Annotated in this window: 24 protein-coding genes; 10 read left to right on the top strand and 14 right to left on the bottom strand. The window is 62.7% G+C overall.

The window, feature by feature from the left end; all coding sequences use genetic code 11:
- Positions 1–151: 151 nt before the first annotated feature.
- Positions 152–1,090, top strand: coding sequence for a toll/interleukin-1 receptor domain-containing protein (locus tag KI610_RS12855; RefSeq protein WP_226495362.1), 939 nt, complete (start codon positions 152–154; stop codon positions 1,088–1,090).
- A gap of 14 nt (positions 1,091–1,104) precedes the next feature.
- On the opposite strand, the gene KI610_RS12850 is transcribed toward KI610_RS12855, so the two are convergent.
- From KI610_RS12850 to KI610_RS12800, 11 genes are all read right to left on the bottom strand, one after another.
- Positions 1,105–2,355, bottom strand: a complete 1,251-nt coding sequence (locus KI610_RS12850; protein WP_226495361.1) for a dicarboxylate/amino acid:cation symporter — start codon at positions 2,353–2,355, stop codon at positions 1,105–1,107.
- Positions 2,356–2,555: 200 nt separating this feature from the next.
- Positions 2,556–3,125: a diheme cytochrome c-553 gene (locus KI610_RS12845; protein ID WP_226495360.1), complete on the bottom strand. Its 570-nt coding sequence runs from the start codon at positions 3,123–3,125 to the stop codon at positions 2,556–2,558.
- Positions 3,126–3,165: 40 nt separating this feature from the next.
- On the bottom strand, positions 3,166–4,125 hold the full coding sequence (locus KI610_RS12840; RefSeq protein ID WP_226495359.1) for an alpha-ketoacid dehydrogenase subunit beta: 960 nt from the start codon (positions 4,123–4,125) through the stop codon (positions 3,166–3,168).
- 8 nt (positions 4,126–4,133) lie between these two features.
- Complete coding sequence (locus KI610_RS12835; protein ID WP_226495358.1) at positions 4,134–5,096, bottom strand: thiamine pyrophosphate-dependent dehydrogenase E1 component subunit alpha; 963 nt, start codon at positions 5,094–5,096, stop codon at positions 4,134–4,136.
- A 136-nt stretch (positions 5,097–5,232) separates the two neighbouring features.
- Positions 5,233–6,570, bottom strand: a complete 1,338-nt coding sequence (locus KI610_RS12830) for a GAF domain-containing protein (RefSeq protein WP_226495357.1) — start codon at positions 6,568–6,570, stop codon at positions 5,233–5,235.
- Positions 6,567–7,043, bottom strand: a complete 477-nt coding sequence (locus KI610_RS12825) for a hypothetical protein (RefSeq protein ID WP_226495356.1) — start codon at positions 7,041–7,043, stop codon at positions 6,567–6,569. The genes KI610_RS12830 and KI610_RS12825 overlap by 4 nt, the downstream gene beginning before the upstream one ends.
- Positions 7,044–7,148: 105 nt before the next feature.
- The gene (locus KI610_RS12820) at positions 7,149–8,411 is read right to left on the bottom strand and encodes a serine hydrolase (protein WP_226495355.1); all 1,263 of its coding nucleotides are present in this window, start codon (positions 8,409–8,411) and stop codon (positions 7,149–7,151) included.
- A 17-nt stretch (positions 8,412–8,428) separates the two neighbouring features.
- Positions 8,429–9,562 carry a YbdK family carboxylate-amine ligase gene (locus tag KI610_RS12815; RefSeq protein ID WP_226495354.1) on the bottom strand — a complete coding sequence of 378 codons (1,134 nt, stop codon included), beginning with the start codon at positions 9,560–9,562 and terminating at the stop codon, positions 8,429–8,431.
- Positions 9,559–10,833 carry a cation:proton antiporter gene (locus KI610_RS12810; protein WP_226495353.1) on the bottom strand — a complete coding sequence of 425 codons (1,275 nt, stop codon included), beginning with the start codon at positions 10,831–10,833 and terminating at the stop codon, positions 9,559–9,561. The genes KI610_RS12815 and KI610_RS12810 overlap by 4 nt, the downstream gene beginning before the upstream one ends.
- Positions 10,834–10,876: 43 nt before the next feature.
- On the bottom strand, positions 10,877–11,659 hold the full coding sequence (locus KI610_RS12805; protein WP_226495352.1) for a gamma-glutamyl-gamma-aminobutyrate hydrolase family protein: 783 nt from the start codon (positions 11,657–11,659) through the stop codon (positions 10,877–10,879).
- Positions 11,656–12,873, bottom strand: coding sequence for a cation:proton antiporter (locus KI610_RS12800; protein WP_226495351.1), 1,218 nt, complete (start codon positions 12,871–12,873; stop codon positions 11,656–11,658). The genes KI610_RS12805 and KI610_RS12800 overlap by 4 nt, the downstream gene beginning before the upstream one ends.
- A gap of 120 nt (positions 12,874–12,993) precedes the next feature.
- On the opposite strand from KI610_RS12800, the gene KI610_RS12795 reads away from it, so the two are divergent.
- Positions 12,994–13,479 (top strand): MarR family winged helix-turn-helix transcriptional regulator, encoded by a 486-nt coding sequence (locus KI610_RS12795; RefSeq protein ID WP_226495350.1) that lies wholly within the window; start codon positions 12,994–12,996, stop codon positions 13,477–13,479.
- Positions 13,472–14,035: an OmpA family protein gene (locus KI610_RS12790; RefSeq protein ID WP_226495349.1), complete on the top strand. Its 564-nt coding sequence runs from the start codon at positions 13,472–13,474 to the stop codon at positions 14,033–14,035. The genes KI610_RS12795 and KI610_RS12790 overlap by 8 nt, the downstream gene beginning before the upstream one ends.
- 192 nt (positions 14,036–14,227) lie before the next feature.
- On the opposite strand, the gene KI610_RS12785 is transcribed toward KI610_RS12790, so the two are convergent.
- The 3 genes from KI610_RS12785 to KI610_RS12775 all read right to left on the bottom strand — a co-directional run bounded on the left by KI610_RS12785 (position 14,228) and on the right by KI610_RS12775 (position 16,557).
- Positions 14,228–15,559 (bottom strand): hemolysin family protein, encoded by a 1,332-nt coding sequence (locus tag KI610_RS12785; protein ID WP_226495348.1) that lies wholly within the window; start codon positions 15,557–15,559, stop codon positions 14,228–14,230.
- Between the two features lie 190 nt (positions 15,560–15,749).
- On the bottom strand, positions 15,750–16,067 hold the full coding sequence (locus KI610_RS12780) for a hypothetical protein (protein ID WP_226495347.1): 318 nt from the start codon (positions 16,065–16,067) through the stop codon (positions 15,750–15,752).
- 16 nt (positions 16,068–16,083) lie between these two features.
- Positions 16,084–16,557: a nucleoside deaminase gene (locus KI610_RS12775; protein WP_226495346.1), complete on the bottom strand. Its 474-nt coding sequence runs from the start codon at positions 16,555–16,557 to the stop codon at positions 16,084–16,086.
- 95 nt (positions 16,558–16,652) lie between these two features.
- Here KI610_RS12775 and smc point away from each other — a divergent pair, with 95 nt between their 5' ends.
- The 7 genes from smc to KI610_RS12740 are packed head-to-tail and all read left to right on the top strand — an operon-like array spanning position 16,653 to position 26,379.
- Complete coding sequence (gene smc / locus KI610_RS12770; protein WP_226495345.1) at positions 16,653–20,165, top strand: chromosome segregation protein SMC; 3,513 nt, start codon at positions 16,653–16,655, stop codon at positions 20,163–20,165.
- Positions 20,166–21,440, top strand: a complete 1,275-nt coding sequence (locus KI610_RS12765) for a cell division protein ZipA C-terminal FtsZ-binding domain-containing protein (RefSeq protein ID WP_226495344.1) — start codon at positions 20,166–20,168, stop codon at positions 21,438–21,440.
- Positions 21,440–23,491 (top strand): NAD-dependent DNA ligase LigA, encoded by a 2,052-nt coding sequence (gene ligA / locus KI610_RS12760; protein WP_226495343.1) that lies wholly within the window; start codon positions 21,440–21,442, stop codon positions 23,489–23,491. Before KI610_RS12765 ends, ligA begins: the two co-directional genes overlap by 1 nt.
- Complete coding sequence (gene galU / locus KI610_RS12755) at positions 23,491–24,360, top strand: UTP--glucose-1-phosphate uridylyltransferase GalU (protein ID WP_226495342.1); 870 nt, start codon at positions 23,491–23,493, stop codon at positions 24,358–24,360. The genes ligA and galU overlap by 1 nt, the downstream gene beginning before the upstream one ends.
- Complete coding sequence (locus KI610_RS12750) at positions 24,361–24,909, top strand: hypoxanthine-guanine phosphoribosyltransferase (RefSeq protein ID WP_226495341.1); 549 nt, start codon at positions 24,361–24,363, stop codon at positions 24,907–24,909.
- A complete protein-coding gene (locus tag KI610_RS12745) occupies positions 24,906–25,607 on the top strand; it encodes a class I SAM-dependent methyltransferase (protein ID WP_226495340.1) in 702 nt (233 codons plus the stop codon). Before KI610_RS12750 ends, KI610_RS12745 begins: the two co-directional genes overlap by 4 nt.
- A gap of 1 nt (position 25,608) precedes the next feature.
- On the top strand, positions 25,609–26,379 hold the full coding sequence (locus KI610_RS12740; RefSeq protein ID WP_226495339.1) for an S-methyl-5'-thioinosine phosphorylase: 771 nt from the start codon (positions 25,609–25,611) through the stop codon (positions 26,377–26,379).
- Positions 26,380–26,398: the final 19 nt, after the last annotated feature.

Below are 26,398 nucleotides of genomic sequence, written 5' to 3'. Positions count from 1 at the left end.
TATCGTAGTTCAAATATTCATATGCGTTGACGGCGGCAGGTGGCCAGGGTTCCCGTCCTTGCGGTAGTGTCGGGGTATTCCGGATTTGGCCGATTTTTCCGGTTGACCGTGGCAATCCACGCGCGCCTGTTCCATCAAGGAGACTTGTCCCATGTCTGGAATATTCATCAGTTACCGTCGCGACGATCAGGCCGGTTTTGCCGGCCGTCTGGCCGATGCCCTGGTCTCGACCTTCGGTGCGGACAACGTGTTTCGTGACATCGAGGACATCCACCCGGGTGAGGACTTTGTCGTTGCCATCGAGAAACAACTGGCGGCCGTCGATGTCATGCTGGTGGTGATCGGCCCGGCGTGGCTGACGGTGAGCCGGAATGGCGTTCGTCGCCTCGACGAGCCGGAGGACTTCGTCCGGCGGGAGATCGAGGCCGGCATGAAATCGGGAAAGGCAGTGCTGCCGGTGCTCGTCGGCGGCGCGGCGATGCCGGCCGAAAAGCACTTGCCGCCGGGTATCGCGGCGCTGGCCCGGCGTCAGTCCTTCATTCTGTCGGATATCGGGTGGACGTCGGACGTGGCGCGGCTGGTCGAGGTCATCAAGCCGTTCTTCCCGGCCAGCCGTCGTCCGTTGCGGCGCTCCGGGCTGCTTTGGGGTCTGGCCGCCCTGGCCGTGATCGTGCTGTTGGCGTTTGGTTTGAGAGGCAACTGGCTGGGGCGGTCATCTGATGGGCCGACGCCGGTTGCCTCTGAGTTGGCGCAAAGCCTTGCCGGACGCTGGTTGGCTACCGTCAAATACGACTGGGGCGCCGAGCACGCCGAGCGTTTCGAACTGCGTCCGGAAAATGGCGAGGTGCATGGCACGGCCAGCTATCTGCGGGTGGCGCGGACCGTTGAACAGGGCGCCCTGAAGGGCGAACAACTCAATTTCATCACCCACAGCCAGGAGGTGGTGGGCGACGGTTCAGGCCGCGAGGTGACGCATCGCTACCGTGCAACGCTCAAGGCCGGCGAACTGCATTTCGTGCTGGAAAGCGGTGGGGGCCTTAGCGTCCACACGCCAGTTGAATTCGTCGCCCGGCGGGAAGCCGGGAAATGATGGTTCCTGGCCGGTCAGGCGTGTTTTTCGCCGCCTGATTCGGTCAGTTTCTGCACGATCAGGCTGCCGACCATGTCGCCTTCGACATTGACGGCCGTGCGCACGGTATCGAGGATGCGGTCGATGGGGAGCAGGATGGCAATCGCGGCGGTGGGCAGGCCGACCGATTCAAGCACCAGCACCATACTCAGCATGCCGACGCTGGGGATGCCCGGGGCGCCAATGGCACCGAGCATGGCGACGAAGAAGATGATGAGCTGGTGGGCGAGATCGAGTTCGATGCCGGCCAGGCGGGCGACGAACAGCGCGGCGGCGGCTTCGTAGAGCGCCGTGCCGTCCATGTTGGCGGTGGCGCCGAGCGGCACGACGAAGTTGGCGATGTCCTTTTTGACGTGCAGGTGCTGCTCGGTGCAGCGCAGCGTGATGGGTAGTGTGGCGGCGCTTGAACTCGTGGCGAAGGCGGTGATCAGGGCTTCCTTCGCGCCTCTCCAGAAACGCAGCGGCGACATGCGGGTAACCAGCCAGAGCAGCAGCGGCAGGACGACGATGCCGTGGAACAGCGTCGTGCCGACGACGACGCTGATGAAATGGGCGAGGCTGGCGAGCAGATCGGCATTCTGCGTGGCGACCAGTTGCAGCAGCAGCGCGGCGAGGCCGAAGGGGGCGAGGCGCATGATCCAGCCGACGATGAGCAGGCAGAGTTCCTGCAATTCCTGGATCAGCACGCGCAGGTTCTTGTAGCGCTCGCCGCCGATGACCAGCGCAATGCCGAGAAACAACGCAATGATGACGACGGCCAGGATGTCCCCCTGGGCCAGCGCCTTGAACGGGTTCTGGAACAGCCCGCGCATGAACTGCGCGATGTAGTCGGGCAGCGGCATCTGGCGCGCCTGGAAATCCCGCGTGGCGTCGGCGAACATGGCCAGGTGCAGGCCATCGCCGGGGCGGAAAAGGTTGGCGGCGCCGAGGCCGAGGACAATGGCCAGCGCCATCGACAGCGCAAAGAAGGCGAGCGTCGTCGTCCATACCCGGTGCATCTGCTGATGGGCGCGCAGGTTGGCGACGCCAACGACAATCGACGAAAAGACCAGCGGCACCAGAACCATGCGCAACAGGTCGAGAAACAGGTTGCCAAGCATCTTGGCGCCGTACAGCGTGTTGCCGACGACGGGTTCCGCAGCTGGCTGGGTGGCGAGCCACAGACCGCCCGAAATGCCGAGCAGGCAGCCGATCAGAATCTGGGTGTTGAGCGAGGGACGGGGCATCGGGCGCGTTGAGGTGGAGGCAGCGCCATTTTAGCGGCATTGCCGTTGATCGCAGCTGGCTTGCTTCGGCGCTGGCCATTTCAATTTTGGCCAATTTTTCCGGTTGACCGTTGGAGTCTGCTTTCGGCGGCGATTTTCCGGAAACTCATGAGCCGGCCTGCAACACAGCAGGCTGGCTCCTGGTGATGCCGGACGAACGCTCAGCCGCCGGCTTTGCTGATGCTGGTGGCGGGCGGCAGATAGTCGGGCACCTTGTTCTTCACGGCTGGTTGCGACTTGAGGTAGGTAAAAATCGCCCGCAAGTCCCTTTCAGATAGCGAGGCGACCGCCTGCCAGGGCATGGGCGGCAGGATCGGGCGGGCCACGCCGACATGCTTGCCGGTGCGCATGGCCTGGATGAAATCCTGCTCGCGCCAGGCGCCGATGCCGGTCTCGCGGTCGGGCGTCAGGTTGGATGCGTAGGTCGTGCCCCACGGGCCGACGAAGGCCGTCATGGTCGCCGAACCGGCCCAGTTCCAGGCGTTGTCGAGCTTGGGCGAAGGCGGCAGGCGAAGCTCTTCGGGATGGCCGGAAAGGCCTCGCGCCATGTCCTTCTCGGGGCCGTTGGCACCCATTTTGAAAGGTGTGTGGCAATCGACGCAGCCACCGAAGGCGATCAGTTTTTCGCCGCGTTTGATCAGTACCGAATCGCTGTCGGCGGCCACGGCGCTGGTGTTGAACAGGGCGCAGGCCAGGGTGGCGGCGATGAGGGTTTTGGGGTTGGGGTGCATGGTTTTTCTCCTTTTTGAAAATTGATGTTGAAGCTTGTTTTCAGGTGGAACAGAGGCGTCGGGCTGCCTCGGCAATCGCCTCGGCTGACGGGACCGAGGCCTGTTCGAGCGGGTAACTGGCGGCGGCCGGGGCATCGGGGCCGCCCAGGCGGACGATCGGTGCCTTGAGGTCGGCGAAGGCGTGTTCGGCGACCAGCGCGGCGATCTCGGCACCGATGCCGCACAGGCGGTTGGCTTCGTGCACGACGACCAGGCGACCGGTTTTCCGCACGGAGGCGAGGATGGTCGCCTCGTCGAGCGGCTTCAGGCTGCGCAGGTCGATGACCTCGGCGGCGATGCCGTGGCCGGCCAGTTGGTCGGCCGCCTGCTGGCAGTGGTGCACCGTCTTGCCGTAGGAAACCAGCGTGACGTCGCGTCCGTCGCGGACGATGGCGGCCTGGCCCAGCGGCAGCAGATGTTCGCCAGCCGGTACTTCGCCCGGCTGGTAGAGCAGCCCGATGTCGAGGAAGAAAAGCACCGGGTTATCGTCGCGAATGGCCGTCTTGAGCAGGGCCTTGGCGTCGGCCGGCGTGCTTGGCATGACCACCTTGAGGCCGGGGCTGTGCACGAACCAGGCCTCGACATTGTGGTTGTGCTGGGCGCCGACGCCCCAGCCGGCGCCGGTCATGGCCAGCGTGACGAGGGGGAAGGAGAACTGGCCGCCGGACAGGTAGCGCAGCTTGCCGGCGCTGTTGACCAGTTCGTCCATGGCGTAGCAGAGAAAGGGCGCGAAAAGCAGGTCGACGACCGGGCGCAGGCCCATGGCGGCGGCACCGACGGCCGTGCCAGCAATGATGCCCTCGGCCAGCGGCGTGTTGCGGATGCGCAGGGCGCCGAATTCGTCGACCAGCTCGTGGCGTTTGGTGGCGATGCCTTCGCCGAAGGCGATGACATTGTGGTCGCGGCGCATTTCCTCGGTCAGCGCGGCGCCGACGGCATCGTAAATAGTCAGGGTTGGCATGGGAATCCTCAGGCGTAGACGTCGCGGGTCAGTTCATCCGCGGCAGGGAAAGGCGATGCTTCGGCAAAGGCCTGGGCGACGGCGATGCGGCTGGCCACCTTGTCGGCCATGGTTGCGGCCTGGGCAGGACTCAGTAGCCCGTCGGCTAGCAAGCGGGCGCGGCCTGCAGCGATCGGGTCGCGGGCGAGCCAGGTGGCTAGTTCGGCCTTGTCGACATAACCCTGGTCGTCCGGTTCGAGGTGGCCACGAGTCCGGTAGGTCAGGGTTTCGAGCAGGTAGGGTCGGCCGCTCTCGCGGACCTGGGTGGCGGCGGCCTGGGCGGCTTCGAGCACGGCGAAGACATCGTTGCCGTCCACCGTCCGGGCCGGGATGCCGTAGCCGGCGGCCCAGTCAGCGACATGCTCGCGGCTCATTGCTTCGCGCCGATGGACGAAGGCTTGCCAGTGGTTGTTCTCGCAGACGTAGAGGATGGGCAGGTTCCACAGCGCGGCAAGATTGAGCGATTCGTGAAAGCTGCCCTCGCAGGCCGCGCCGTCGCCAAAGAAACAGACGACGATGCCGGGGCGGCCGAGCATGCTCTGCGCCAGGGCGACGCCGGGCGCCATCGACAGTTCGGCGCCGACGATGGTCGAGGTCAACACGACGCCGAGCTCCTTGGCCGAAATGTGCAGCGAGCCGCTCTTGCCCTTGCAGTAGCCGTCGCGGCGGCCCATGACTTCGGCCAACAGACGGCCGGGGTCGGCGCCGCGGGCGAGCAGGTGGCCGGCGCTGCGATGGTTGGTCAGGATCAGGTCTTCCGCGGCAAGCGCGTTGACCACGCCGACGGCGGCCGCTTCCTGGCCGACCGAGGTGCAGGTGCCGGGCATCTTGCCGGCGGCGCTGCCGTTGACGATGGCCTCTTCGTAGGCGCGGATGAGCAGCATCTGTTCGAGCAGTTGCTGCGGGTTTTTTGCCGGGGGCTTCGGGGTCATGGCCTCTCCAATCGTTAATCGATGGAGGAAGTCTAGGCCGCCCGAAAACCCTGACAAGACGACCAGAGGCTGCTTACGATTCTTTTAAGAAACGCTGAATGAAGATTTAAGGAAAGGTGGGCCAAGCGCCCGAAAATCAGCTTTCGAGGAGCTGCAGCGGGCGGTCCACGGCCAGTGAAAAACGGCCGCGCCCGGTCTTGGTCAGCCGGATGCCGGCGTCGCGTTCTTCCAGCCGGCGCTGCAGCAGTACCAGACGTGCTTCGAGGTTGTCGCTGACGCCCGGCAGGCGGATGCGGGGATCGACCCGCAAGCCCTTGTTGGTGAAACTGGTGCGCCGACGTTCGGCAAAATCGCTGAGCAGCACCCAGAGGATGGCCCCGGCGACGCCCTTGATCAGGTAGTCGTCATCGATGAAAACGCTGTCGGTGGCGGCGAAGTGGCGAATGGTCAGCGGTGTGCCGGCGACGGCCGGAGCTGCTTCTTCGCTGCCGGCCGGCTCGTCGGGCTGGTCGTCGGCCGGCTGGTGGTGGACGATGGCAAGACCCAGTTGGGCGGCGAAGGCGACGAGGGCGTCTTCTTCGTCGTAGCCGAAATGCAGGTCGGACACGCTCTCGACATAGAGCACGCCGAGCAGGCGGCCGGCGACGCTGATCGGCACGGCCATCTGGCTCGCCGCATCGGGCAGGCCCGGCAGCGGAATGGCCGTTTCCAGGGCGTCGGCCTGACCGTCGGCGGCGATGCCATCGCGCACGGTACGGCCGTAGGCGTACTCGCTGTTGGTGAAGCCGATCCGGATCGGCGTGCGTTCGCGGGCGCAGATGCCGATGACGCCGGCGCCGACCGGAATTTCCGAGCCGATGCCGGATTCGGGGTAGCCGCGGCTGGCCAGGGTGTACAGGCGGCCGCGCGCCTCGTCGTGCATGAGCAGCATGAGATGGGCGATGCCGAACTCTTTTTCCAGGCAGTCGACGGCCTTTTCGAGCAGGCATTCCAGCGTGTTGCAGGTGGCCAGGCGGTCGACCGTCCGGCGCAGGGCGTTCAGGCAATTGACTGGGGGCGGAGGCGGCGCCACGGTCTCGCCGGGCACCTGTTCGATATTCAGCACACGGTAGATGTCGGCGCCGAGCAACTGAAAGATGCCGGCCATGCCGGTATGCGAGGCGATCCCGGCCAGTTTGGCCCGCATCTGCTCAAAGAGCGGCCCGGCCGCCTCGGTGCGCAGGTAGTGCAGGGTCAGCCGGTACTGGGCGCCGGTCAGGTGGCTGGTCAGCAGCAGGCGCACCGGCGAGTCGGCCAGGATGTTCTGCCGGGTTCGGTTGAAGAACTGGTAGGACAGCGCGACGTGTTCGTTGTCGATGAATTCGACCTGGGAGAGGTAGGCCAGGTTGGGCATTCCGGCCCGGTCGCAGGTGGCGATGTGGCCCGGGATGATGCCCTCCAGACATTCGCGGATGGTCTCGAGGCGCAGGCTCATGACGCAGCGCCCAGCGGGTCTCCGGCTTTCGGGCCTGGCGTCTGGGTGAAGGCGGCGCTCGGTGAGTACACCACCGTCACGAGGTCGTCGACCGTGCAGGCGAACATGGCCCGAATCATGTTTTCCTGCATGCCGAAGGGGATGACTTCGTCGAGGAACAGGGAAACGTGCGATGCGATCACCGGCAGATCGGCTGGATCGAAGGGCTGGATGTGCGCATCGACACCCTTTAGCTGCACGGTGCGGTTGCTGCTCGGCAGGTTGAAAACACTGGCGACCCGGCCGGTGTTGCGGATGTTGTCGAGGAGTTCGGCCGACTGCGAGCGCTTGATGAATATCGCGACTTGACGCCCGCCGTCGATCAGCTTGCAACCCAGACCCCGGCTCATGCAGGGCAGGCGATCAACGGCGCAGGCGGCCAGGCTGATGCTGACTCCGGTCTGGATGAAGGCGGCGTGGTCGCTGTCTAACATGGCGGTTGGATCATTTGGGACGTTGGGATGATTTAAGCATAGCAAGCCGCCGTTTGTTATTTCAAATTTGGCCGTTATTTCCGGTTGACCGTGGAAGTCAGGAAATCACGGCTTTTTGAGCTTTTCCGGCCGAGCAATTGCCAAGTCTATGGCCTTCCAGGCGTGTTCCAGCAATGCCAGCGTGCCGGGCGTGCTTTCGCCGGGACGGGTCGCATAAAGCGCAATGACCAGGCGTTCATCGAAATCGATATAGAGGCTGGTGCCATGCGCCCCGATCAGTGCCACCCGATTCGGCGACCCGCCGAGATGGACGAAGCCGTAGCGCTGCTCGCTGCCTTTGGTGAGGCCCTTGATTTCGGCCGAGCGCATGCCCGATGAGGCGGTCAGCGTTTCGATGAACCACGAGGGAATTTTGCCGCGATTTCGGCTGCTCCGGGCGTCGACCAGAACCTGGCCCAGTTTGGCAAAATCGCGCAGGGACAAACCAAGCCCGTTGGCCAATTGGACGCCACGCGGGTCGCTCAGCCAGACGATGGGGTGTTCCGGTGCGTTGCGGCTCAGCAGTCTTTCGCAAAACAGTTGCGAAAGCGGCATGGCGTTGCTCTCGGCCAATATCCAGGCCAACAGGTCGTCATCCGGGGCGGCGGCAAAGGAGGTTTCAGCCGGTTCGTCCAGCGGCTTTTCCCAACGCCCGGCCTGGGAAAGCCAGGCACGGATGCCGTTGCCGGCCTGGTTCGTTGTCCAGCCACCGGCCAGTTGCCAGGATTCGAGGTCTTCCGCTGTCCAGGCATGGCGATCCTCGCTTTCGAGCAGGCGCCGGATCGACAGCTTGCGCAGCCCGGCTGACGGCGGCACGTTGGGAAGAAAACGGCTGACCGACTTGTCGGCGGCCAGTTTGCCCTGGCTGACGCTCATGGCGCCGAGCAGATTGAGCAACGGACGGGTTGCTTCAAGCAATAGCCTGGGTTTGTCAGGCGTCAGTCCATTGCGATAGCGTTCGGCGACGACCCGACCATTGCGCAGGACGACGAGGCCATCGGCGTAGAGGCGACTGTCGAGCAAAAATCCGAGGTCGCGCCGGCTGCCATCGAGCGGATCGACAACCGGAAAATCATCGATCGGGCGTTGCTTCGCCGCCGCGGGTTGAGCATCGCCAGCCGGGGCCAGCCGCCAGGCGGGCATGAATACCTCGCCGGCCTGTAAAGTCAGGCGCTGGTTTTCAATGGCCAGCCAGTTGCTCTTGTCGATCCAGGCGCCCAGTTTTTGGGGGCCGACCGGCACCTGCTCAAATTGGCAGGTCGCGTTGGCCGCCCATGTGTCCGTGGCGATGAACAGTGACAAAAAGGCTGCAGGCAACCGGCGGATCATTTTGTTTTCTCCTGAAATTAATTGTTTGTGCCCATCAGCCGTTCGCTGGCTTCGCGTACCACATCGTTCAAATTGCCATGCTGCGCTTCTCTCGCCCGCAGCCAGGCGGCATCGCCCGTATTTTCAGCGACCGCCTGCTTGAGCGGGCTCAGCCAGTGGGCGCAGTCCAGTTCCCGGGCATCCTCCGAAACGGCTTCGAGCAAGTCGGCCAGGGTTTGCTTCAATGGTGTCTGGCATAAGTTCTCCGGATCGGAAATCATCGCCTCGAGGCCGTAGCGGCAGGCCTGGAACTTGTTGTAACGGGCAACATGGGCCTGTTTGGCGGTATGCAGCGGCGGACGGGTGCGCAGCAGCCAGCGGGAAAGGGATTGGGCCAGGGCAGCCAGGGAGGTCGCTTGTTCGATGGTCAGCGGCGTATCGCAGACGCGTATTTCAACCGTACCGAATTCCGGTTTCGGGCGGACATCCCAGTACAGATCCTTGATGCCCTGGGCGATACCGCAGGCTTGCAGGAAGGCAAAGTGCTCGGTGAATTCCTGCCAACTGCCGAGCGGTGGGCACTGGCCGCTCAGCGGAAAGGCTGAAACGGCGTTGAGCCGGGCCGACTGGTAGAAACTGTCCACGCCATCGACAAAGGGGGAGGAGGCGGACAGGGCGATGAAGGCCGGCACATAGACGCCGAGCGCCTGGGTCAGCCAGATGGCCTCATCGGCCGAGGTGCAGCCGACATGGACGTGCTGGCCGAAGACGGTGAATTGCTTGGCGAGATAACCGTAGCGCTGGTAAATGTCATTGAAGCGGTCGCCCGGGCAGATGCGTCGTTCCGGCCAATGGTGGAACGGGTGCGTGCCGCCGCCGCAGATGCCGATGTTGTTGCGCTCGCAATGCTGGCGCAGGGTGTCGCGCAGGCCGCCGAGGTCGGCTGCAATGCCATCGACGGTAGCTTGTGGCTGGGTGCTGATTTCGATCATGCTTTCGGTGATTTCGAGCTTGATCTCGCCGAAACGTTCGTCGTAATCGAGGCTGCCGAGCAGGTCGGTGGCGCCCCGTGTCAGGTTGAAATCGCGCTTCGAGACGAGTTGCAGTTCAAGCTCGACACCCAGGGAAAAAGCGGCGCTGTCCTTGAAGTCGCCCAATGCTTTGGTTGTCATGCAATACCTCCTTGACTGCGCTCACCGCTCTCGCACTCGCCCGATTTGTGCAGTGCCAGTCGGCACAGGGCAGGGCCGACCAGTTCCATCATGGCGGCGGCGAACAGCGGCAAGGTCAGGGCCGAACGGCCGACTTCCGGATACAGGCTGGCGAGTTCGTAAGCCATGAATACCGCCGTGGCCGACAGCGGCTGGATACCCATGCCGACCAGCAGGCGTTTGGGCAAGGGCAGGCTGCCGCCCGACCAGGCCATCGCCGCGGCCTTGGCCGCCGCGCGCACCAGCAGCAGGCCGAGCGCCTGCAGGCCGGCCAGCCAGGTAAATTCCTGCCAGGGCAAGGAGGCGCCGACGATGACAAAGAGCACGATGGCGAGGAGCCAATGTCCCTCGGGCAACTCGGTGTAACGCAGGGTTTGTTGCCGGTCACGCGAAGCGAGCAGAACGCCCATCAGGAAGAGCGTCAAAAAGACCGGGACGGCGAGCATGCGCGCGATGCCAACGGCCAGCAGGGCGCAGGCGATCAGGACAAAAACCTGAGCCAGCGACCCTTTCGGCAAGGTTTTGGCAATGCGCAGCGCCAGCCAGGTGCCAATGCCGCCGACCAGCAAGGCGCCGGCGACCACCCACAGCGGATGCGCAATGGCATTCAGCCAGTCTTCGCTCAGTTCGGCGTGAACGACGCCGAGCACGACGGCGAAGGCAACAAAGGAAGCAGCGGAGCCAATCGCCGTGTGCAGGATGATGCGTTCGGTGACCTGTCCCTGGGCCTTGGCTTCCTCGATGGTCAGCAAAACGACAGCCGGGGCTGAAGCCATGGTCACGGCCGCCGTGGCGGCAGCCCAGGCGGGCGTCAGGCCGACCAGCCAGAGGGCAAAACTGAAGATCAGGGCAAACGACAGCGTGATGTCGGCCAGGGTGCTGCGCAACAGTTCGGGATTGCGGCGCAGCCAACTCAGGTCGAGACGCCGGCCGACCTCCATCATCAGCAAACCGAGCGCCGCGTCGGCAATCGGTCGTGCCTGGGCCAGCGCCTCAATGCTGATCCAGGCCAGCGCTGATGGGCCGAACAGGATGCCAGCCAGCACGTAGCCGATGACTTTTGGCCACTTGAGATGGGCGTGCAACCATTCGCCGATGAGCAGGCCGACGACGAGGAGCAGGCTGAACAAGGCCAGCGAGTCGATGCTCTCCGGGAAGGGCGGCAGGAAAAACAGGCGTTCGAGCAGGCTTTCCCAGATGGTGCGCAACGGCGAAATGATCGTGTCGATCATGCTTTGCCCTTTGCTACGGTCAACGGCAAAAAGCCGTCAAAAATCACCAACGCCGGCCTCGCGCCGCGCTCAGGAATTCATCAAGAATCGGATTGCAGTTCAGCAAATCCGGGGCGCCCGGCGGGTGAAACTCGGGGTGCCACTGCAGGCCGAGAACATAGGGTTTGCCCTCAAGACGGATCGCTTCGATCAAGCCATCTTCGGCGCTGCGCGCCTCGACGCGCAGTCCCTTGCCGAGTGCCTTGATGGCCTGGTGATGAATCGAAATCACCTTGCTGTTGCCCGGTTCGGGGTACAGCTTGGCCAGGCCGCTGCCAGGTTCCCAGGTGATGTCATGGGCGTGCTTGTCGTAATCCTCGTGCACATGGATTTGCGGCTCTTCGTACTGCGTTGCGATGTCCTGGTACAAGGTGCCGCCCAGCGCGACGTTGATCAGTTGGGCGCCCCGGCAAATGCCCAGCACCGGCCGGCGGGCTTCCATGAATTCGTGGAGTAATTCCATTTCATAGGCATCGCGCAGGCGGTCGCCCGCCCACTCGGCTTGCAGCGGTTGTTCTCCGTAGCATTGCGGGCTGATGTCGGCGCCGCCCTGCAGGACCAGCCCGTCGAGGTATTGTGGATAGTCCGAGAGGCGAATGCTGCTGCGATGTACCATGCCGTCGCCGCTCACCGAGGGAATCATGAAAACCATCACCTCGCGTGACATCACCCAGTGCGCCACCGACTGTTCAAGGTATTGCAGCGACTTGGATTGCAGCCCGGTGGCCCCGGGCAGGGGATGGTAGATCCGGGCCGAAAGCCCGATACGCAAAGGGCGTCTGCTCATGATGTGCCTCCAATGTTTTGTGCCGGTACTTCGTTTTTTGCTGGGGGGCGAAGTCGAGTCGCTTCGCCGAATCCCTTGATGGCCGTTTGAGTCGCCAGCGGACCAAATAATTGCATCAGCAGGATCGTTGCCATGAGCATGCCCACCAGTTTTCCATCCATGCCGCTATAGAGCATCTGGGTGTTGACCAGAAGCACCAGGGCGATGCTCGACATCGGTTGCAGGCCGATGCCCAGAAAAACGCTCTCACGCACCGTCAGGCCTATGCTTTTGCGCGAAATCAGGATGGCCAGCACCTGCCCGGCCAGTCGCGCCAGGGCAATCAGGATGGCCTCCAGCCAATAGTCACGCAGGTAGGCAATGTCCAGTGCGGCGCCGGCGAGGACGAAAGTGATGACCAGAAAAACCCGGGCGTCACTGGCGATACGGATGGCGATGACTTTGTGGTCACGGTCAATGGTGCTGACCAGAATGCCAAAGATCAGCATGGGCAGAAAGACGGAGACATCCAGATAAATGGCCGTACCGACACCGAGGACGATGGTGCCGAGAATCAGCAGATGCTGGTGTTCGGCCTGCTTCTCCAGCCGATCGGCGCCGAGCAGGACCAATCCGGCGCAGGCCCCACCGAGAACGATGGAGCCGATGATGCTGCCCAGCGCATCGCTGATGCGGGCGAAACCACTCAGTGGCTCGCTGTCGATCAGAAACGGGACAAGCAGGACCACCGCGGCAAAGGCAACGGCACCGTTGATTGCCACCATGGTGTACAGCAGGCCGGTGCGCTCGCCTTTGGCCCCGACGTCGCTACAGGTAGCAATGGTGATGGCCGGCGAAGTGGCCACACAAAGCGCCGCGGCAAACAGGGCGGAGCCTGTGGAAAAACCCCAGTAGAGAAACAACAGCAATACCAGCAAGCCTGCCATCAGCGAAATGGCACAGCCTGCCAGCAAGCGCTGGCGTCCGGCCTGCGGGGTACTGCGCGGAACCAGGTAGCCCAGTTCGAAGAGAATCAGACCCAGCGCCAGATCGATGAAAAGCTGTGCCGATTCGATATCCAAAAGCGTTACCCAGTTCAGGCCGCTTTGACCGACCAGCAAGCCGAACAGCACGTAGCCGGTCGTTCGTGGCAAGGCAAGAACTCTTCTCGACACTTCGCCGGCGGCCAAACCACCTAACAGCACCAGACCGAAGAGTTGGATCGAGTTGAACATAAAAAATGGGGGGCAAGCCCCCCGAAAACCCTTGTCGATAAGGATTGTTGTAAAAGCAGCCAAAACTGCATTGGTTAGCAATATAATTTGAGCCCCAAATTAGTGCAACCTATCATTTACATGAATGAACCTACGCCGCCATTGGCCCTTGAAGTTCTGCAGCAGTTCCGGGTCATTTATGGAACCATGCGCAAGTATTTTCGTGAGCTTGAAGAATGTTGCGGGCTGCCCGGGTCGCAGATGTGGGTTCTTCAGGAAATTGAGCGGACTCCGGAAATCGGCATCACCGAACTCGCCGGCAGGCTGGGAATCCATCAGTCGACATGCAGTCAATTGGTCGACAAGCTGGTAGCCAGGGACTGCCTTGTCAAAAAGCGGCATAGTGTCGATCAGCGACGTGTCGGGCTCTTCCTGGCGGAGGAGGGACGAAAGGCCATTGCCTCGCTTCCCGGGCCGGCTGAAGGCATTCTCCCCGAGGCTCTGGCGAGCATTCCCGATGTCGCTCTAAAAACATTGAATATCAATCTAGCTGAATTGATTGATCATCTGCCGGTCAAGGACGAAGAGTTCGCCTCGACGCCGCTGGCGGAAATGGTGCGTGACTAAGGTGCCTATCCCCCACTGTTTTCGCGCCGCCATGCTTGGGCTGTCGTTCTCGATGGTTCTTTTGTCGGGATGTGGCACGACGTCTCAACCGGAACGGCCGGTTCAGCAGGTGCTCAAGCCGCCGGCGCCCACTGAAGCGGAGACTGCGTCGCCGCCCATCAGCGCATCAAGTCAGTCCGCGAAAAAAGCAGAGGCCGAAGTCGATGAGAAGATGAGCGTCTTCTTTGTTTTCGGCTCAAGCGCTGTCGGCCATGGTGAAATCTACAAACTGCGCAACGCAGCAAGCCTGTTGAAAGAAGACAACGGCTTGTCAGTCACCTTGATCGGGCACGCCAGTGACAACGGCAGCCGTTCAGTCAATCTGGCGGTAGCCGATGCGCGGGTTGAGGCAGTTTCTGCCAGCTTGAAAAAACTCGGCGTAAAAGCCCGGCAGATCAGGAAGACCGTAATCGGTGGCGAAAAACCGCCAGGCAATTGCGGGTCGGCAGAATGCCGCCGCAAAATGCGTCGCGTCGAGCTCGTGTTTTCAAAAGGAAGCCGGGGAAGCGCTGAGTAAGCGGCCGTGCTCCAGCCCTTGTTGAACCGATGAGCCTAATGGCAAGCGGCAACAAGGGCGAATGGCGACTGTCGCCACGCTGAGGCCTCGGGCCATGCAAAACCGTGATTCCCACGGTCAACCGGAATAAACGGCCGAAAATCAAATCAAATCAAATCAGATTAAGTCAAGACCTTGGGCCGGCGCTGACCGTCAAGTCGATCCGCCCCCTTTGGGCTGGTCGGCAACGACGACTATCGAGAGCAGAACCTTGTCTACACGGTTCTTGTCCATGTCCATCACCTCGAACCGCCAGCCGGCTGCGTTGAAATGGTCGGTCGGTGCTGGAATGCGTCCGAGGGCGTGCATGATGAAACCACCCAGCGTATGGAAGCCATTTTCCTCCTCGCCGGGCAGTTCTTCCTCAATGTCGAGTACCGATTTCATGCGTTCGACACCGACGTCGCCATCGACCAGCCAGGAGCCGTCCTCGCGCTGAATCATGTCGCGCTCTTCCGGCTTTTCCGGCTCGGAGAGTTCCCCGACAATGGCCGACATGACGTCAGTCAGGGTCACCACGCCCTGGACGTCACCATATTCATCGACGATGAGGGCGAACTGCAGACGCGCGCGACGGAAGCTTTCGAGCAACTGGGTTGTGGTGACTGTTTCCGGTACATACAAGGGCGGGTGGAGAACGGCCTCGATGTCAACAGCGGTGATGCAGTGACCGCCTGGCAAGGCTTTCTTGAGAAGGTCCCCGGTTTGCAGGATGCCGAGCACATGCTCCATGCCATCCCGACAAACCACAACCCGCGAAAACTCGGTTTCGATGATTCTTTGGCGAGCAGCCTCATCGCCTTCGTCAAGGTCGATGACGAACATTTCGCGACGCGGCGTCATGATGGCTGCAATCTTTTGCTCATCGAGCCGCAGGACGTTGGAGACGATTTCCTGTTCGCTCTCGTGAAAGACGCCAGCTTCCGCGCCTTGCTCCATCAGCACCTTGATTTCGTCGTTGGTGACAGGCGGCTCTTCCTTGCGTCGGGCTCCGAGAATTCCCAGAATCGCGGTCGAGGAGCTGGACAATATGACCACCAAAGGATGCGTCACCTTGGCCAGCAACATCATCGGACGGGCAATCAGCGAGGCGATGCCTTCAGGCGCCAGTATGGCCAGGCGTTTCGGCACCAACTCGCCCACCACGACAGAGAAATAGGTCAGCGCAATAATCGTGATGGTGAGCGCAACGCTCTTGGCGTAAGGCTCAAGCAGGGGAAAGGCAGCCATCCAGGCGGCCAACGGGTCGGCAATCGCCGCTTCACCGATGGCGCCGCTCATGATACCGACCGAGGTGATACCAACCTGAATTGTGGACAAGAAACCGGAGGGTTCCTGATGCAGGGATAACGCGGCTTCTGCTCCCAGGCTGCCGTCATCTGCCAGATTCTGGAGTCTCGCCTTGCGCGAGGAGACGACTGCTATTTCGGACATGGCGAAAACGCCATTGACGAGGATGAGAACGACGAGAAGTAATATATCCATGGTTGAAACCGCCCTACGCAATCATCGTGCGTGCGGTTTCGGTGTTGATAGGTCGCCGAGTATAGCAGGTGCCGTTGCCTGTGGTCCCCAGACTCGGGAGCACCTCGTGCCGACCATCAGCATGAACGCCAGGTTCGCCCACGACATCAGAGGCAAGCAGGCTGCGTTGTTTTCGACTGCATCTCAATACCTAACCGAGCAGCGTGATCTTGAGCTTTTCCAGAAAGTTCAGCTCGGCCCACCAAGCCAGGCCTTTTTCCCGGAACTCGCAGCCCTTTTCAGTCAGCACCAGCTTGATGGCGCCGAACTCGGTTTTGCCACTGTCGGCAATGAAGCCCGAATCCATCAGAAATTGGGCGATGGCCGGTTGGACCTGCTGGCCGGAGAGTGTCCAGCGCGAGCCATAGCCATCGTCGTCGCCGGTGAGCATCAGGATAGGCTCGAACGGACCCATCAGGCGAAGTACCTGCAGGGTTTCGGCGCGCTGCGGGATGGTGTTGGAATGCATGGTCCTGACCACCGAATCAATAGGGGATTCGACCCGGATTGGCCGCCCAGTGTTCCAGCGGTTCGAGTGCGCCGGGTATGGGATGGTGTTCCATGACGATGCTGCGCGACGAGAAATGGCGGTTCAGCTCGCTGTACAGCTCGTCGTCGCAAAAGCCGATGGCGGCCGCTTCGGCCCGGCTGTTGGCGAAGACGATGCGGTCGATGCGCGCCCAGTAGGCGGCGGACAGGCACATCGGGCAGGGTTCGCTCGAGGCGTAGAGGGTGCAGCCGGGCAGGTGGAAGTGATCGGCGCCGGCGCAGGCGCTGCGGATGGCGCTGATTTCGGCGTGGGCCGTTGGGTCATGGCTGGCGACGACGCGGTTCCAGCCTTCGGCGATGATCTTGCCATCGCGCACGATGACGGCGCCGAACGGCCCGCCTTCGCCGCTTTCGCTGCCGTGCCGGGCCAATTCGATGGCGCGGGCGAGAAACTGGTCGTCGAGGTTCATCGGAACGATCCTTCCTGAGGGCAGGGCGATCAAATAGTCGATGTTATTATACGGCCCCCATCATGGCGGGGGCATGTGCCCCGCCGCAATCAGGCATGCGTCTTACCAAACTCAAACTCGCCGGCTTCAAGTCCTTCGTCGATCCGACCTCTGTCGCCGTTCCCGGCCAGCTCGTCGGCGTCGTCGGCCCCAATGGCTGCGGCAAATCCAACATCATGGATGCCGTGCGCTGGGTGCTGGGCGAGTCCAAAGCCTCGGAGCTGCGCGGCGAGTCGATGATGGACGTTATCTTCAACGGCTCGTCGAACCGCAAGCCGGTGTCGCGCGCTTCCGTTGAACTGATTTTCGAGAACCTGCTCGGCCGGGCTCTCGGCCAGTGGTCGCAATACACCGAGCTGTCGGTCAAGCGGACGCTGACGCGGCAGGGGCAGTCGGACTATTTCATCAACAACCTGAAGGTCCGCCGCAAGGACATCACTGATCTGTTTCTCGGTACCGGCCTCGGGCCGCGTGCTTACGCCATCATCGGCCAGGGCATGATTTCGCGGATCATCGAGGCGCGGCCGGACGACCTGCGCGTCTTCCTCGAAGAAGCGGCCGGCGTTACCCGCTACAAGGAACGGCGCAAGGAAACCAACGGCCGGCTCGAAGACACCCGCGAAAACCTGCTGCGCGTCGAAGATATCCGCCAGGAACTCGGCAACCAGATGGAACGGCTCGAAGCGCAGGCCGAAGTGGCGCGCCGTTATCAGGGGTTGAACGAGCAACTGGTGCTGCGCCAGCAGGTGCTGTGGCTGCTCAAGAAGCGTGAAGCCGAGGCCGAACGGCAAAAGCTGTCGCTCGATGTCGAACGCGCCGTGACCGAACTCGAAGCGCAGAGCGCCGCCCTGCGCGAAACCGAAGCGCGTGCCGAGGAAACGCGCGAGGCGCACTTTGCTGCCGGCGACGCCTTGCACAACGCGCAGAGCGACATGTACACGGCGAATGCCGAAGTCGCCCGGCTCGAGGCGGAAATTCGCCACCGTCGCGAATCGCGCAGTCAGCTTGAAGCGCGCCTGACCCAGCTCGAGGACGAACTCAAGCACTGGGGCGAGACAGCCGAGAAACTGACCGAAGATCGCCTGAAGTGGGAAGAAACCCAGGAAATCACCAAACTGCGCGTCGAGGAAGCCGAGGCGCGCCTGCACGAGCAGATGAACATCGCGCCGCAGGTCGAGGAAGACCACGCCCAGGCTCAGGAAGAGCTGCAACGTCTCAAGACGCGGTCGACCAACGGCGAGCAGAAGCTCGAAGTCGAGCTGACCAACAAGTCGCACGCCCAGCGTGCCCTGCAGGCCATCACGCTGCGCCGCGAGCGCCTGCGCGAGGAAACCGGTGGCAACGATGCGCCGGACGAAATGGACCTGGCCGAGAAGGAAGAAGAACTCAGCCTGCTGCGCGAGGAACTGGCTGGCGATCAGGACCAGCTCCAGCAGTTGCAGCAGGAAATGCCGCAGCTCGAAGCCCGGCGCAAGGAAGCGCAGGCCGAAGTGCAGCGCATTGAGCGCGAACTGGCCGCCGGACAGGCTCGTCGGGCGGCGCTGGAGCAGATGCAGGCGCGGACGCAGCAGAGTGGCAAATTGCCGGAATGGTTGCGTCGCCACGACCTCGAAAACGCACCGCCGCTGTGGCAGAAGATTCACGTTGAAGCCGGCTGGGAAGAGGCGGTCGAAGCGGTATTGCGCGAGCGTTTGAGCGCCATTGCCTGCGACGATCCGGCCAAGCTCGACGCCTGGCTGCACGACCGGCCGGAAGCGCGGCTCAGCGTCGTGCTGCCGGGCGATTTCAATTTTGGCCAAAATTTCCGGTTGACCGTGGAAGTCCTGTCGTCGCGGGTCAGCAGCGACGATCCTGCCATCCAGGCCGTGCTCGACGACTGGCTGGGCCAGGTGCGCACGGCGGAAACGCTGGCCGAGGCGCTGGGGCAGCGCGCCGATCTGCCGCCGGGAGCGGTCATCGTTACGCGCGGCGGCGATCTGGTCAGCGCCGCCAGCGTCACCTTCTTCGCGCCGGATCAGGGCGAACACGGCCTGCTCGAACGCCAGCGCGAAATCGAAGCACTCGGCGACGGGATCGCCATGGCCGAAGAGAAGGCCGACGCGATCCGCGAACAGCTGGTCATGCTCGATGAACAGGTCGAGGACAAGCAGGCCGAAATGGGCGAAATCCGCCAATACGTCACCGACCGCCAGCAACGCGTGCACGCCGTGCAGGTGGAAGTGCTCAAGTTGTCGCAGGCCATCGAGCGCCACAAGGAGCAGAAAGAGCGCCTGCAAGAGCAACTGGCCGAACTGGCCGAGGAAGAAGAGAGCGAACGCGAGCGCGACATGTCGGCTGACGAGCGCATCGCGGAAATCCGTGACGGTCTGAGCCGCATCCGCGTGCTGGTCCATGGCGCGCAAACCCGGCTCGACGAATGCGAACGCGCCGTGCGTGCCGAGCGCGAGCGCAATTCCGATTTCGACCGCGCTTTGCGCGAAGCGCAGTTCTCGCTGCGCGAATGCGAGGGCAAGCTGCAGGACGTTTTCGCCCAGCAGGCCGTGGCTCAGCGCGAGCTGAACCGCATCGAAAAGGATCGTGCCCAGTGCGCCGAGCAGGTCGAGGCGGCACCGCCGGATGTCATGGAGGGCGCCCTTCAGACGGCGCTCGAAGCACGGCAGGCAGCCGAGAAAGTGCTGGCCGAGAAGCGCGACGCGCTCGAAGCGGCGACCAACGCCCTGCGCGGTTTCGAAGAGCAGCGTCTGCGCATCGAGCAGGGGCTGGAGCCGCTGCGTGTGCGGATCGGCGACCTCAAATTGAAAGAGCAGGCGGCGGCACTCAATGCCGAGCAGTTCGCCATGCAACTGCTCGAAGCCGGCGCCAACGAGGAGGCTTTGCAGGCCGAGCTGGGCACGGCAAGGCCGCCGGCCTTGCAAGGCGAAATCACCCGCCTGACCAACGCCATCGCCGAGCTTGGCGCCGTCAACATGGCCGCCCTGCAGGAGCTTGAAACGGCGACCGAGCGCAAGGGCTACCTCGACATGCAGGCGGCCGATCTCAACGAGGCCATGGAAACCCTCGAAAACGCCATTCGCCGCATCGACCGCGAAACGCGCGACCTGCTGCAAAGCACCTTCGACACGGTCAACGGCCATTTCGGCCAGCTTTTCCCCGAACTCTTCGGCGGCGGTCGCGCCGAACTGGTGATGACCGGCGACGAGATTCTCGATGCCGGCGTCCAGGTCATCGCCCAGCCGCCGGGCAAGAAAAACTCGACCATCCATCTGCTGTCCGGCGGCGAAAAGGCGCTGACGGCAATTGCGCTGGTCTTTTCCATGTTCCAGCTCAATCCGGCGCCGTTCTGCCTGCTCGACGAGGTCGATGCGCCGCTCGACGACAGCAATACCGAACGTTTCTGCAAGATGGTCAAGAAAATGTCAGGTGCAACGCAATTCCTGTTCATTTCCCATAATAAAATCGCCATGGAAATGGCCGAACAGCTGGTCGGCGTCACCATGCAGGAAAGCGGCGTGTCGCGCGTGGTGGAAGTGGATATTCAGGAAGCTTTGAAAATGAGGGATGCGGCTTAAATGACCGAGCTTCAACTAGGTTTGATCGGGCTGGGCGCGACGGCGGTGGTCGGCGTGTTTGGCTACAACAAATGGCAGGAATTCCGGCAGCGCAAGCTGGCCGAAGCGGTGCTCAAGCCGCATCACGCCGATATTTTGCTGGGCGATGGGCCGAAAGCTGCAGCGCAACCAGCCGTCGCCGAACGCAGCGAACCGGAATTCCGTGTCGACACGCCGGCGCCGAGTGGCGAGCGCGTCGAGCCGGTCTTCGTCGATCTCCATCCGACCCTGCCGTCGGAAGACATGATTGCCGCGCCGGACGATGCGCCTATGCCGGAAATGCCGGTTTTCGCCACCCCGGCCGCGCCTGTCGAGTCGACTCCCGTGCCGCAACCCATCCCGGCGTCGATGTCTGCCCCGGTTCAGGCGGACATTGCGGACGATGCCCCGGAAATCCCCGCCACCGATTTGCCGGCTGAACTGCTCGACCCGGGTCTCGAGTTCATCGTCGCCATGGAACTGGTCGAACTGGTTTCTGCCATGGACATCCTGCATTCGCAGCGTTCGGCGCTGCTCCGCCTGAACAAGCCCGTGCATTGGGTCGGCTACAACGAACGTAGCCGCGAGTGGGTGCGCCTGGCGCCCGACAGCGAACTCAAACTGCGCCGCCTGCGTGTCGGCCTGCAACTGGTCAATCGTCAGGGCCCGCTTTCCGAAGCCGACATGGGCATTTTCACCAATGCCATGAACGCCCTGGCCGACGAGCTGATGGCTGTGGCCGACATGCCCTCGTCGCGCGTCCTCGATCAAGCGGCCGAAATCGACCAGTTCTGCGCCGCGGTCGACCTCGAAATTGGTCTCAATCTGGTCAGTCGTGGCAGTGCCTTCACCGGCACCAAGATTCGCGCCCTGGCCGAAGCGGCCGGCATGGTCCTTGGCCTGGGCGGTGTCTTCACCCGTTACGACGACAGCGGCCGTGTCCTGTTCAGCCTGCAAAACTACGAAAGCACGCAGTTCTCGGCTGACACGCTGCGCACCCTGACGACGCATGGCCTGACTTTCCTGCTCGACGTGCCGCGCGTCGATCACGGCGAACGCACTTTCATGCAGATGACGGAAATCGCCAAGCGCTTCGCCGACACGCTCAATGGCGCGCTGGTCGACGACAATCGCCAGCCGCTCAGCGATTCGCAGCTTGACCACATCCGCCGCGAATTCATCGGCAAGCCGCAGGCAACGATGGCCAGTTACGGCCTGACCGCTGGTTCGCCCCAGGCGCTGCGGCTGTTCTCCTGATGGTGGCACCCGCTGTGGCGGTTGCGCGCGCGGCCGAGTTGCGCGCCGAACTGGAGCGCCACAACCACGCCTATTACGTCCTCGATGCGCCAAGTATCCCGGATGCCGAGTACGACAAGCTGTTCCGCGAACTGCAGGGGCTGGAAAGTGAATATCCGGAACTGCTGACGGCCGATTCGCCGACCCAGCGCGTCGGCGGTACGCCGCTCAAGGAATTCCCGTCACGCCAGCACGGCGTGCCGATGTTGTCGCTGAACAACGCGTTTTCGCCGGAAGAGGTAGAAGCCTTCGACAAGCGCGTGCGTGACGGCTTGGAAACGATTGCTGCGGTCGACTACGCCGTCGAGCCGAAATTCGACGGCCTGGCCATCAGCCTGACCTACGAAAATGGCGTGTTCACCTGTGGCGCCACGCGCGGCGACGGGGTGACCGGCGAGGAAGTGACGCCCAACCTGCGCACCCTGCGCTGCATTCCGTTGCGTCTGCAAGGCGAGGGCTGGCCGGCGCTGATCGAGATCCGCGGCGAAGTGCTGATGTTCAAGGCTGATTTCGCCGAACTCAACGTCCGCCAGCGCGAACGCGGCGACAAGGAATTTGCCAACCCGCGCAACGCCGCGGCCGGCAGCCTGCGCCAGCTTGACTCGAAGATCACGGCCAGCCGGCCCTTGTCCTTCTTTGCCTATGGCGTCGGCGCGGGGGCGGATGAACTGGCCGTCAGGACGCACAGCGAATTGATGGACAAACTGGCGAGCTGGGGCTTCCCGGTGGCCGCCGAACGTGCCGTCGTGACCGGCTCCCACGGTCAACTGGAATTTTTCGCCAAAATTGGAATGTTGCGGCCTAGTCTGCCCTACGACATCGACGGCGTGGTGTACAAGGTCAATCGCCTCGACTGGCAGGCGCGCCTCGGTTTCGTCTCGCGCGCCCCGCGTTTCGCCATCGCCCACAAATTCCCGGCTGAAGAGGCGTTGACCGAAGTGCTCGGCATCGACGTCCAGGTTGGCCGCACCGGCGCCATTACCCCGGTCGCCCGGCTCAAGCCAGTTTTCGTCGGCGGCGTCACGGTGACCAACGCAACACTGCACAACGAGGACGAAGTGCGCCGCAAGGATGTCCGGGTCGGCGATACGGTCATCGTTCGGCGGGCCGGCGACGTCATTCCCGAAGTCGTCGCCATCGTCCCGGAAAAACGGCCGACGCGCGACCTGTTCGGCGGCGAGCCGCTGCATCCGCCCTTCGAACTGCCCAAGCTTTGCCCGGAATGCGGTTCGGCCGTGACGCGCGGCATCGACGAAGCCATCGCCCGCTGTACCGGCGGCCTCTATTGCCCGGCCCAGCGCAAGCAGGCGCTGTGGCACTACGCGGCGCGCCGGGCGATGGACATCGAGGGCCTCGGCGACAAGATCGTCGATCAGCTAGTCGATGCCGGCCTCGTTCATACGCCGGCCGATCTTTATGGTCTTACCGTCGAAACCTTGGCCGGGCTCGAGCGCATGGGCGAAAAGTCGGCGCAGAACCTCGTTGCCGCCATCGACCAAAGCCGGCAGACGACGCTGGCACGCTTCATCTTCGCGCTCGGCATCCGCAATGTCGGCGAGGCCACGGCGCGCGATCTTGCCAGGCATTTCGGCAACCTCGATGGCATAATCGCGGCCGATATCGAAGCGCTGCAGCAGGTGCCTGATGTCGGCCCGATTGTCGCGGCCAGCATCGTCACTTTCTTCAGCGAGTCACATAACCGTGAAATCATCGCCCAGCTGCTTGCCGCCGGCCTGCACTGGACGGACGGCGAACCGGCCGATGCCGGGCCAAAGCTGCTGGCTGGCAAGACCCTGGTCCTGACTGGCACGCTGCCGACGCTCAAGCGCGACGACGCGAAGGCGATGATCGAAGCAGCGGGCGGCAAGGTGGCAGGCTCGGTATCGAAAAAAACCGATTTCGTGGTTGCCGGCGAGGAAGCCGGCTCCAAGCTGGAAAAGGCATTGGAGCTGGGCGTCGCGGTGATCGATGAAGCCGAATTGTTGAAATTGCTCGAAAAGGGAGTCCAATAATGAAAAAAGTTCGCAAAGCAGTGTTTCCGGTTGCCGGCATGGGTACCCGTTTTTTACCGGCGACCAAGGCCAGCCCGAAGGAAATGCTGCCCATCGTCGATAAGCCGTTGATCCAGTTCGCCGTCGAAGAAGCGGTTGCCGCCGGCATTACCGACATGGTCTTCGTGACCGGTCGTTCGAAGCGCTCGATCGAAGATCACTTCGACAAGGCCTACGAGCTGGAAAGCGAACTTGAAGCGCGCGGCAAGAGCCAATTGCTCGACTTCGTGCGCAACATGATCCCCAAGAACATCAACTGCATCTACATCCGTCAGGCCGAAGCGCTCGGCCTTGGTCATGCCGTGCTGTGCGCCAAGCCGGTGATCGGCGACGAACCCTTTGCCGTGATCCTCGCCGATGACTTGCTCGACGGCAAACCAGCGGTCATGAAGCAGATGACCGATACCTATGATTACTACCGCTGCTCGGTGCTCGGTGTACAGGACGTGCCGCGCGCCGACACGCGCAGCTACGGCATCGTCGATGCCCGCGCCGTGGCTGATCGGGTCGAACAGATCAATGCCATCGTCGAGAAGCCGAAGCCCGAGGATGCACCGTCGACGCTGGCCGTCGTTGGTCGTTACATCCTGACGCCGCGCATTTTCCATCACCTTGAAAACGTCAAGCCGGGTGCCGGCGGCGAAATCCAGCTGACCGACGGCATCGCCTCGCTGCTCAGCGAAGAGCAGGTTCTGGCCTATCGCTACGACGGAACGCGCTACGATTGCGGTTCGAAGCTGGGCTACCTGCAGGCGACGGTCGTTTTCGGCCAGCGCCACCCGGAAGTCGGGGCTGAATTCGACGCTTACCTGAAGAGCCTTGGAGGCTGAATGGATTTGAAAAAAGCACAGGCCATGCTGGCCAATGCCGAACTGATACACAGCGAGGCGGCCGTTCAAGGGGCAGTGACCGAGGTTGCTGCAGCCATTCGTGAACGGCTGGCCGACAAATACCCGCTGGTCCTTTGCGTGATGACCGGTGGGGTGGTTTTCTGCGGTCAACTGCTGACTAAACTCGATTTTCCGCTCGACTTCGACTACCTGCACGCCACGCGCTACGGCCCGGAAACGCAAGGTGGCAAGATTTCGTGGCGTTCAGCGCCATGGACTTCGGTCAAGGGCCGCTCGGTGCTGGTCGTCGACGACATTCTCGATGAAGGCGTGACACTCGCTGCCGTCAAGGAAAGCCTGCGCCGCATGGGGGCCGAAGAGGTCCTGACCGCCGTCTTTGCCGACAAGCTGAACGGTAAGGACAAACCGATTGCTGCCGATTTTGTCGGCCTGACCGTACCCGACCGCTTTGTCTTCGGCTTCGGCATGGATGCCGGTGGCGTCTGGCGCAACCTGCCTGCGGTCTACGCCATGAAGGACGACGCGTGAGTGGTGCGACGGTCGCCGAGTTCATCGGCTACTGGGAAACTGAAGGACAGGCCTACGTCCGGCGCGGCGATTACGACTGGATGGCAGCGCTGGTTCCCGGCCAGCGTGTGCTGGAAATCGGCTGTGGCGTCGGCTTTGCCACGCAGGCCCTGGCCAAGCGGGGTTTGACGGTGCTCTCCATCGACTCGCTGGGCGAATGCCTGGACCTCACACGGCAACGCGTTGACGGCAGCGACGTAACGCTGATGCTGGCCGATTTGACGGCATTGACCGATGAGCAGCGCGCCACCATCAAAGCCTTCGCGCCCGATAGCGTGGTCTGCTGGCTCATGGGCGCGCCAGCCGAAACGACCGGCGCGGTGGCTACCGATGCCGGCCGCGCGGTCATCGCCTACCGTGAAAAGCTGCATCGTCTGGTTGCCAAGCTGGCGGCCAGCCTGCCGACCGTGCAGGCGCTGCACTACGTCGATCGCACGGCGATTCCGTGGCAGGCCAAGGACATTGGCCGCGATACGCTGGTCAGCTACCATGGTGGCAAGACTTTGCTTGATCTGCCCTTCGTCGCCGTACGCGCCAATGCGCTCTACCGCAAGCTGGGCGACGATGCGGTGAACAACGCCCCAAACCGTAAAATGCACCCGTCGCTCAAGGGCGTGGTGCCGACGCTGGCTTCGTTGCTGGTGGAAAGGAAAAAATAATATGTTGGCAATTATTGGCGGTAGCGGCCTGACAACGCTGTCCAATCTCGACGTTTCGCATCGCGAAGTGGTTCGTACGCCTTACGGCGAAGCGTCCGGCGCCCTGGTTTTCGGGCAGATATCTGGCCAGCCGGCGGTTTTCCTGCCGCGCCACGGCTACGGCCACACCATCCCGCCGCACATGGTCAATTACCGCGCCAATATGTGGGCCTTGCACCACCACAAGGTGACCGGCATCATTTCGGTGGCCTCGGTCGGCAGCATTCGTCCCGACCTGCAGCCGGGCGACATTGTCCTGCCCGACCAGATCATCGATTACACCTGGGGCCGCAAATCGACGATGTTCGACGGCAACGGTACGCCGGTGACCCACGTCGACTTTACCGAACCCTACGACGCCGATCTGCGCCGCCGCATTCTGGCGGCTGGCCAGCAACTGAGCATCGACATCAAGGTCGACGCGGTCTATGCCGCGACGCAGGGGCCGCGTCTCGAAACGGCAGCCGAAATCAATCGCCTGGAGCGCGACGGTGCCGATGTGGTCGGCATGACCGGCATGCCGGAAGCCATCCTGGCACGCGAACTCGGCTTGCCCTATGCCGCGATCAACGTCGTCGCCAACCATGCCGCGGGCCGTGGCAGCAGTGTCAACGGCATCCACTTCGAAAGCCTGGAGCACGTGCTGCATGAGGCGATGGGGCGGGTCAAGGCGATTGTCGAGAAGCTGGTCGGCAGTACCGACAGTTGCCAGCCGATGGGGATGTCCGTTTAGCTGCTAGGTATTAGCGGTT

Source organism: Ferribacterium limneticum (genome assembly GCF_020510565.1).
Classification (GTDB): domain Bacteria; phylum Pseudomonadota; class Gammaproteobacteria; order Burkholderiales; family Rhodocyclaceae; genus Azonexus; species Azonexus limneticus_B.
The sequence above is the reverse complement of the archived record's forward strand: the minus strand, read 5'-3'. Positions and strand labels throughout refer to the sequence as shown.

Coding starts and splice junctions, on each gene's coding strand:
- KI610_RS12775 (WP_226495346.1), bottom strand. CDS start 16,557: ATGAACCTCGACGACCAGTTTCTCGCCCGCGCCATCGAATTGGCCCGG.
- KI610_RS12815 (WP_226495354.1), bottom strand. CDS start 9,562: ATGACAACCAAAGCATTGGGCGACTTCAAGGACAGCGCCGCTTTTTCC.
- galU (WP_226495342.1), top strand. CDS start 23,491: ATGAAAAAAGTTCGCAAAGCAGTGTTTCCGGTTGCCGGCATGGGTACC.
- KI610_RS12800 (WP_226495351.1), bottom strand. CDS start 12,873: ATGTTCAACTCGATCCAACTCTTCGGTCTGGTGCTGTTAGGTGGTTTG.
- KI610_RS12780 (WP_226495347.1), bottom strand. CDS start 16,067: ATGCATTCCAACACCATCCCGCAGCGCGCCGAAACCCTGCAGGTACTT.
- KI610_RS12835 (WP_226495358.1), bottom strand. CDS start 5,096: ATGACCCCGAAGCCCCCGGCAAAAAACCCGCAGCAACTGCTCGAACAG.
- KI610_RS12825 (WP_226495356.1), bottom strand. CDS start 7,043: ATGTTAGACAGCGACCACGCCGCCTTCATCCAGACCGGAGTCAGCATC.
- KI610_RS12740 (WP_226495339.1), top strand. CDS start 25,609: ATGTTGGCAATTATTGGCGGTAGCGGCCTGACAACGCTGTCCAATCTC.
- KI610_RS12855 (WP_226495362.1), top strand. CDS start 152: ATGTCTGGAATATTCATCAGTTACCGTCGCGACGATCAGGCCGGTTTT.
- smc (WP_226495345.1), top strand. CDS start 16,653: ATGCGTCTTACCAAACTCAAACTCGCCGGCTTCAAGTCCTTCGTCGAT.
- KI610_RS12765 (WP_226495344.1), top strand. CDS start 20,166: ATGACCGAGCTTCAACTAGGTTTGATCGGGCTGGGCGCGACGGCGGTG.
- KI610_RS12820 (WP_226495355.1), bottom strand. CDS start 8,411: ATGATCCGCCGGTTGCCTGCAGCCTTTTTGTCACTGTTCATCGCCACG.
- KI610_RS12845 (WP_226495360.1), bottom strand. CDS start 3,125: ATGCACCCCAACCCCAAAACCCTCATCGCCGCCACCCTGGCCTGCGCC.
- KI610_RS12785 (WP_226495348.1), bottom strand. CDS start 15,559: ATGGATATATTACTTCTCGTCGTTCTCATCCTCGTCAATGGCGTTTTC.
- KI610_RS12850 (WP_226495361.1), bottom strand. CDS start 2,355: ATGCCCCGTCCCTCGCTCAACACCCAGATTCTGATCGGCTGCCTGCTC.
- KI610_RS12830 (WP_226495357.1), bottom strand. CDS start 6,570: ATGAGCCTGCGCCTCGAGACCATCCGCGAATGTCTGGAGGGCATCATC.
- KI610_RS12810 (WP_226495353.1), bottom strand. CDS start 10,833: ATGATCGACACGATCATTTCGCCGTTGCGCACCATCTGGGAAAGCCTG.
- KI610_RS12750 (WP_226495341.1), top strand. CDS start 24,361: ATGGATTTGAAAAAAGCACAGGCCATGCTGGCCAATGCCGAACTGATA.
- KI610_RS12795 (WP_226495350.1), top strand. CDS start 12,994: ATGAATGAACCTACGCCGCCATTGGCCCTTGAAGTTCTGCAGCAGTTC.
- KI610_RS12805 (WP_226495352.1), bottom strand. CDS start 11,659: ATGAGCAGACGCCCTTTGCGTATCGGGCTTTCGGCCCGGATCTACCAT.
- KI610_RS12840 (WP_226495359.1), bottom strand. CDS start 4,125: ATGCCAACCCTGACTATTTACGATGCCGTCGGCGCCGCGCTGACCGAG.
- ligA (WP_226495343.1), top strand. CDS start 21,440: ATGGTGGCACCCGCTGTGGCGGTTGCGCGCGCGGCCGAGTTGCGCGCC.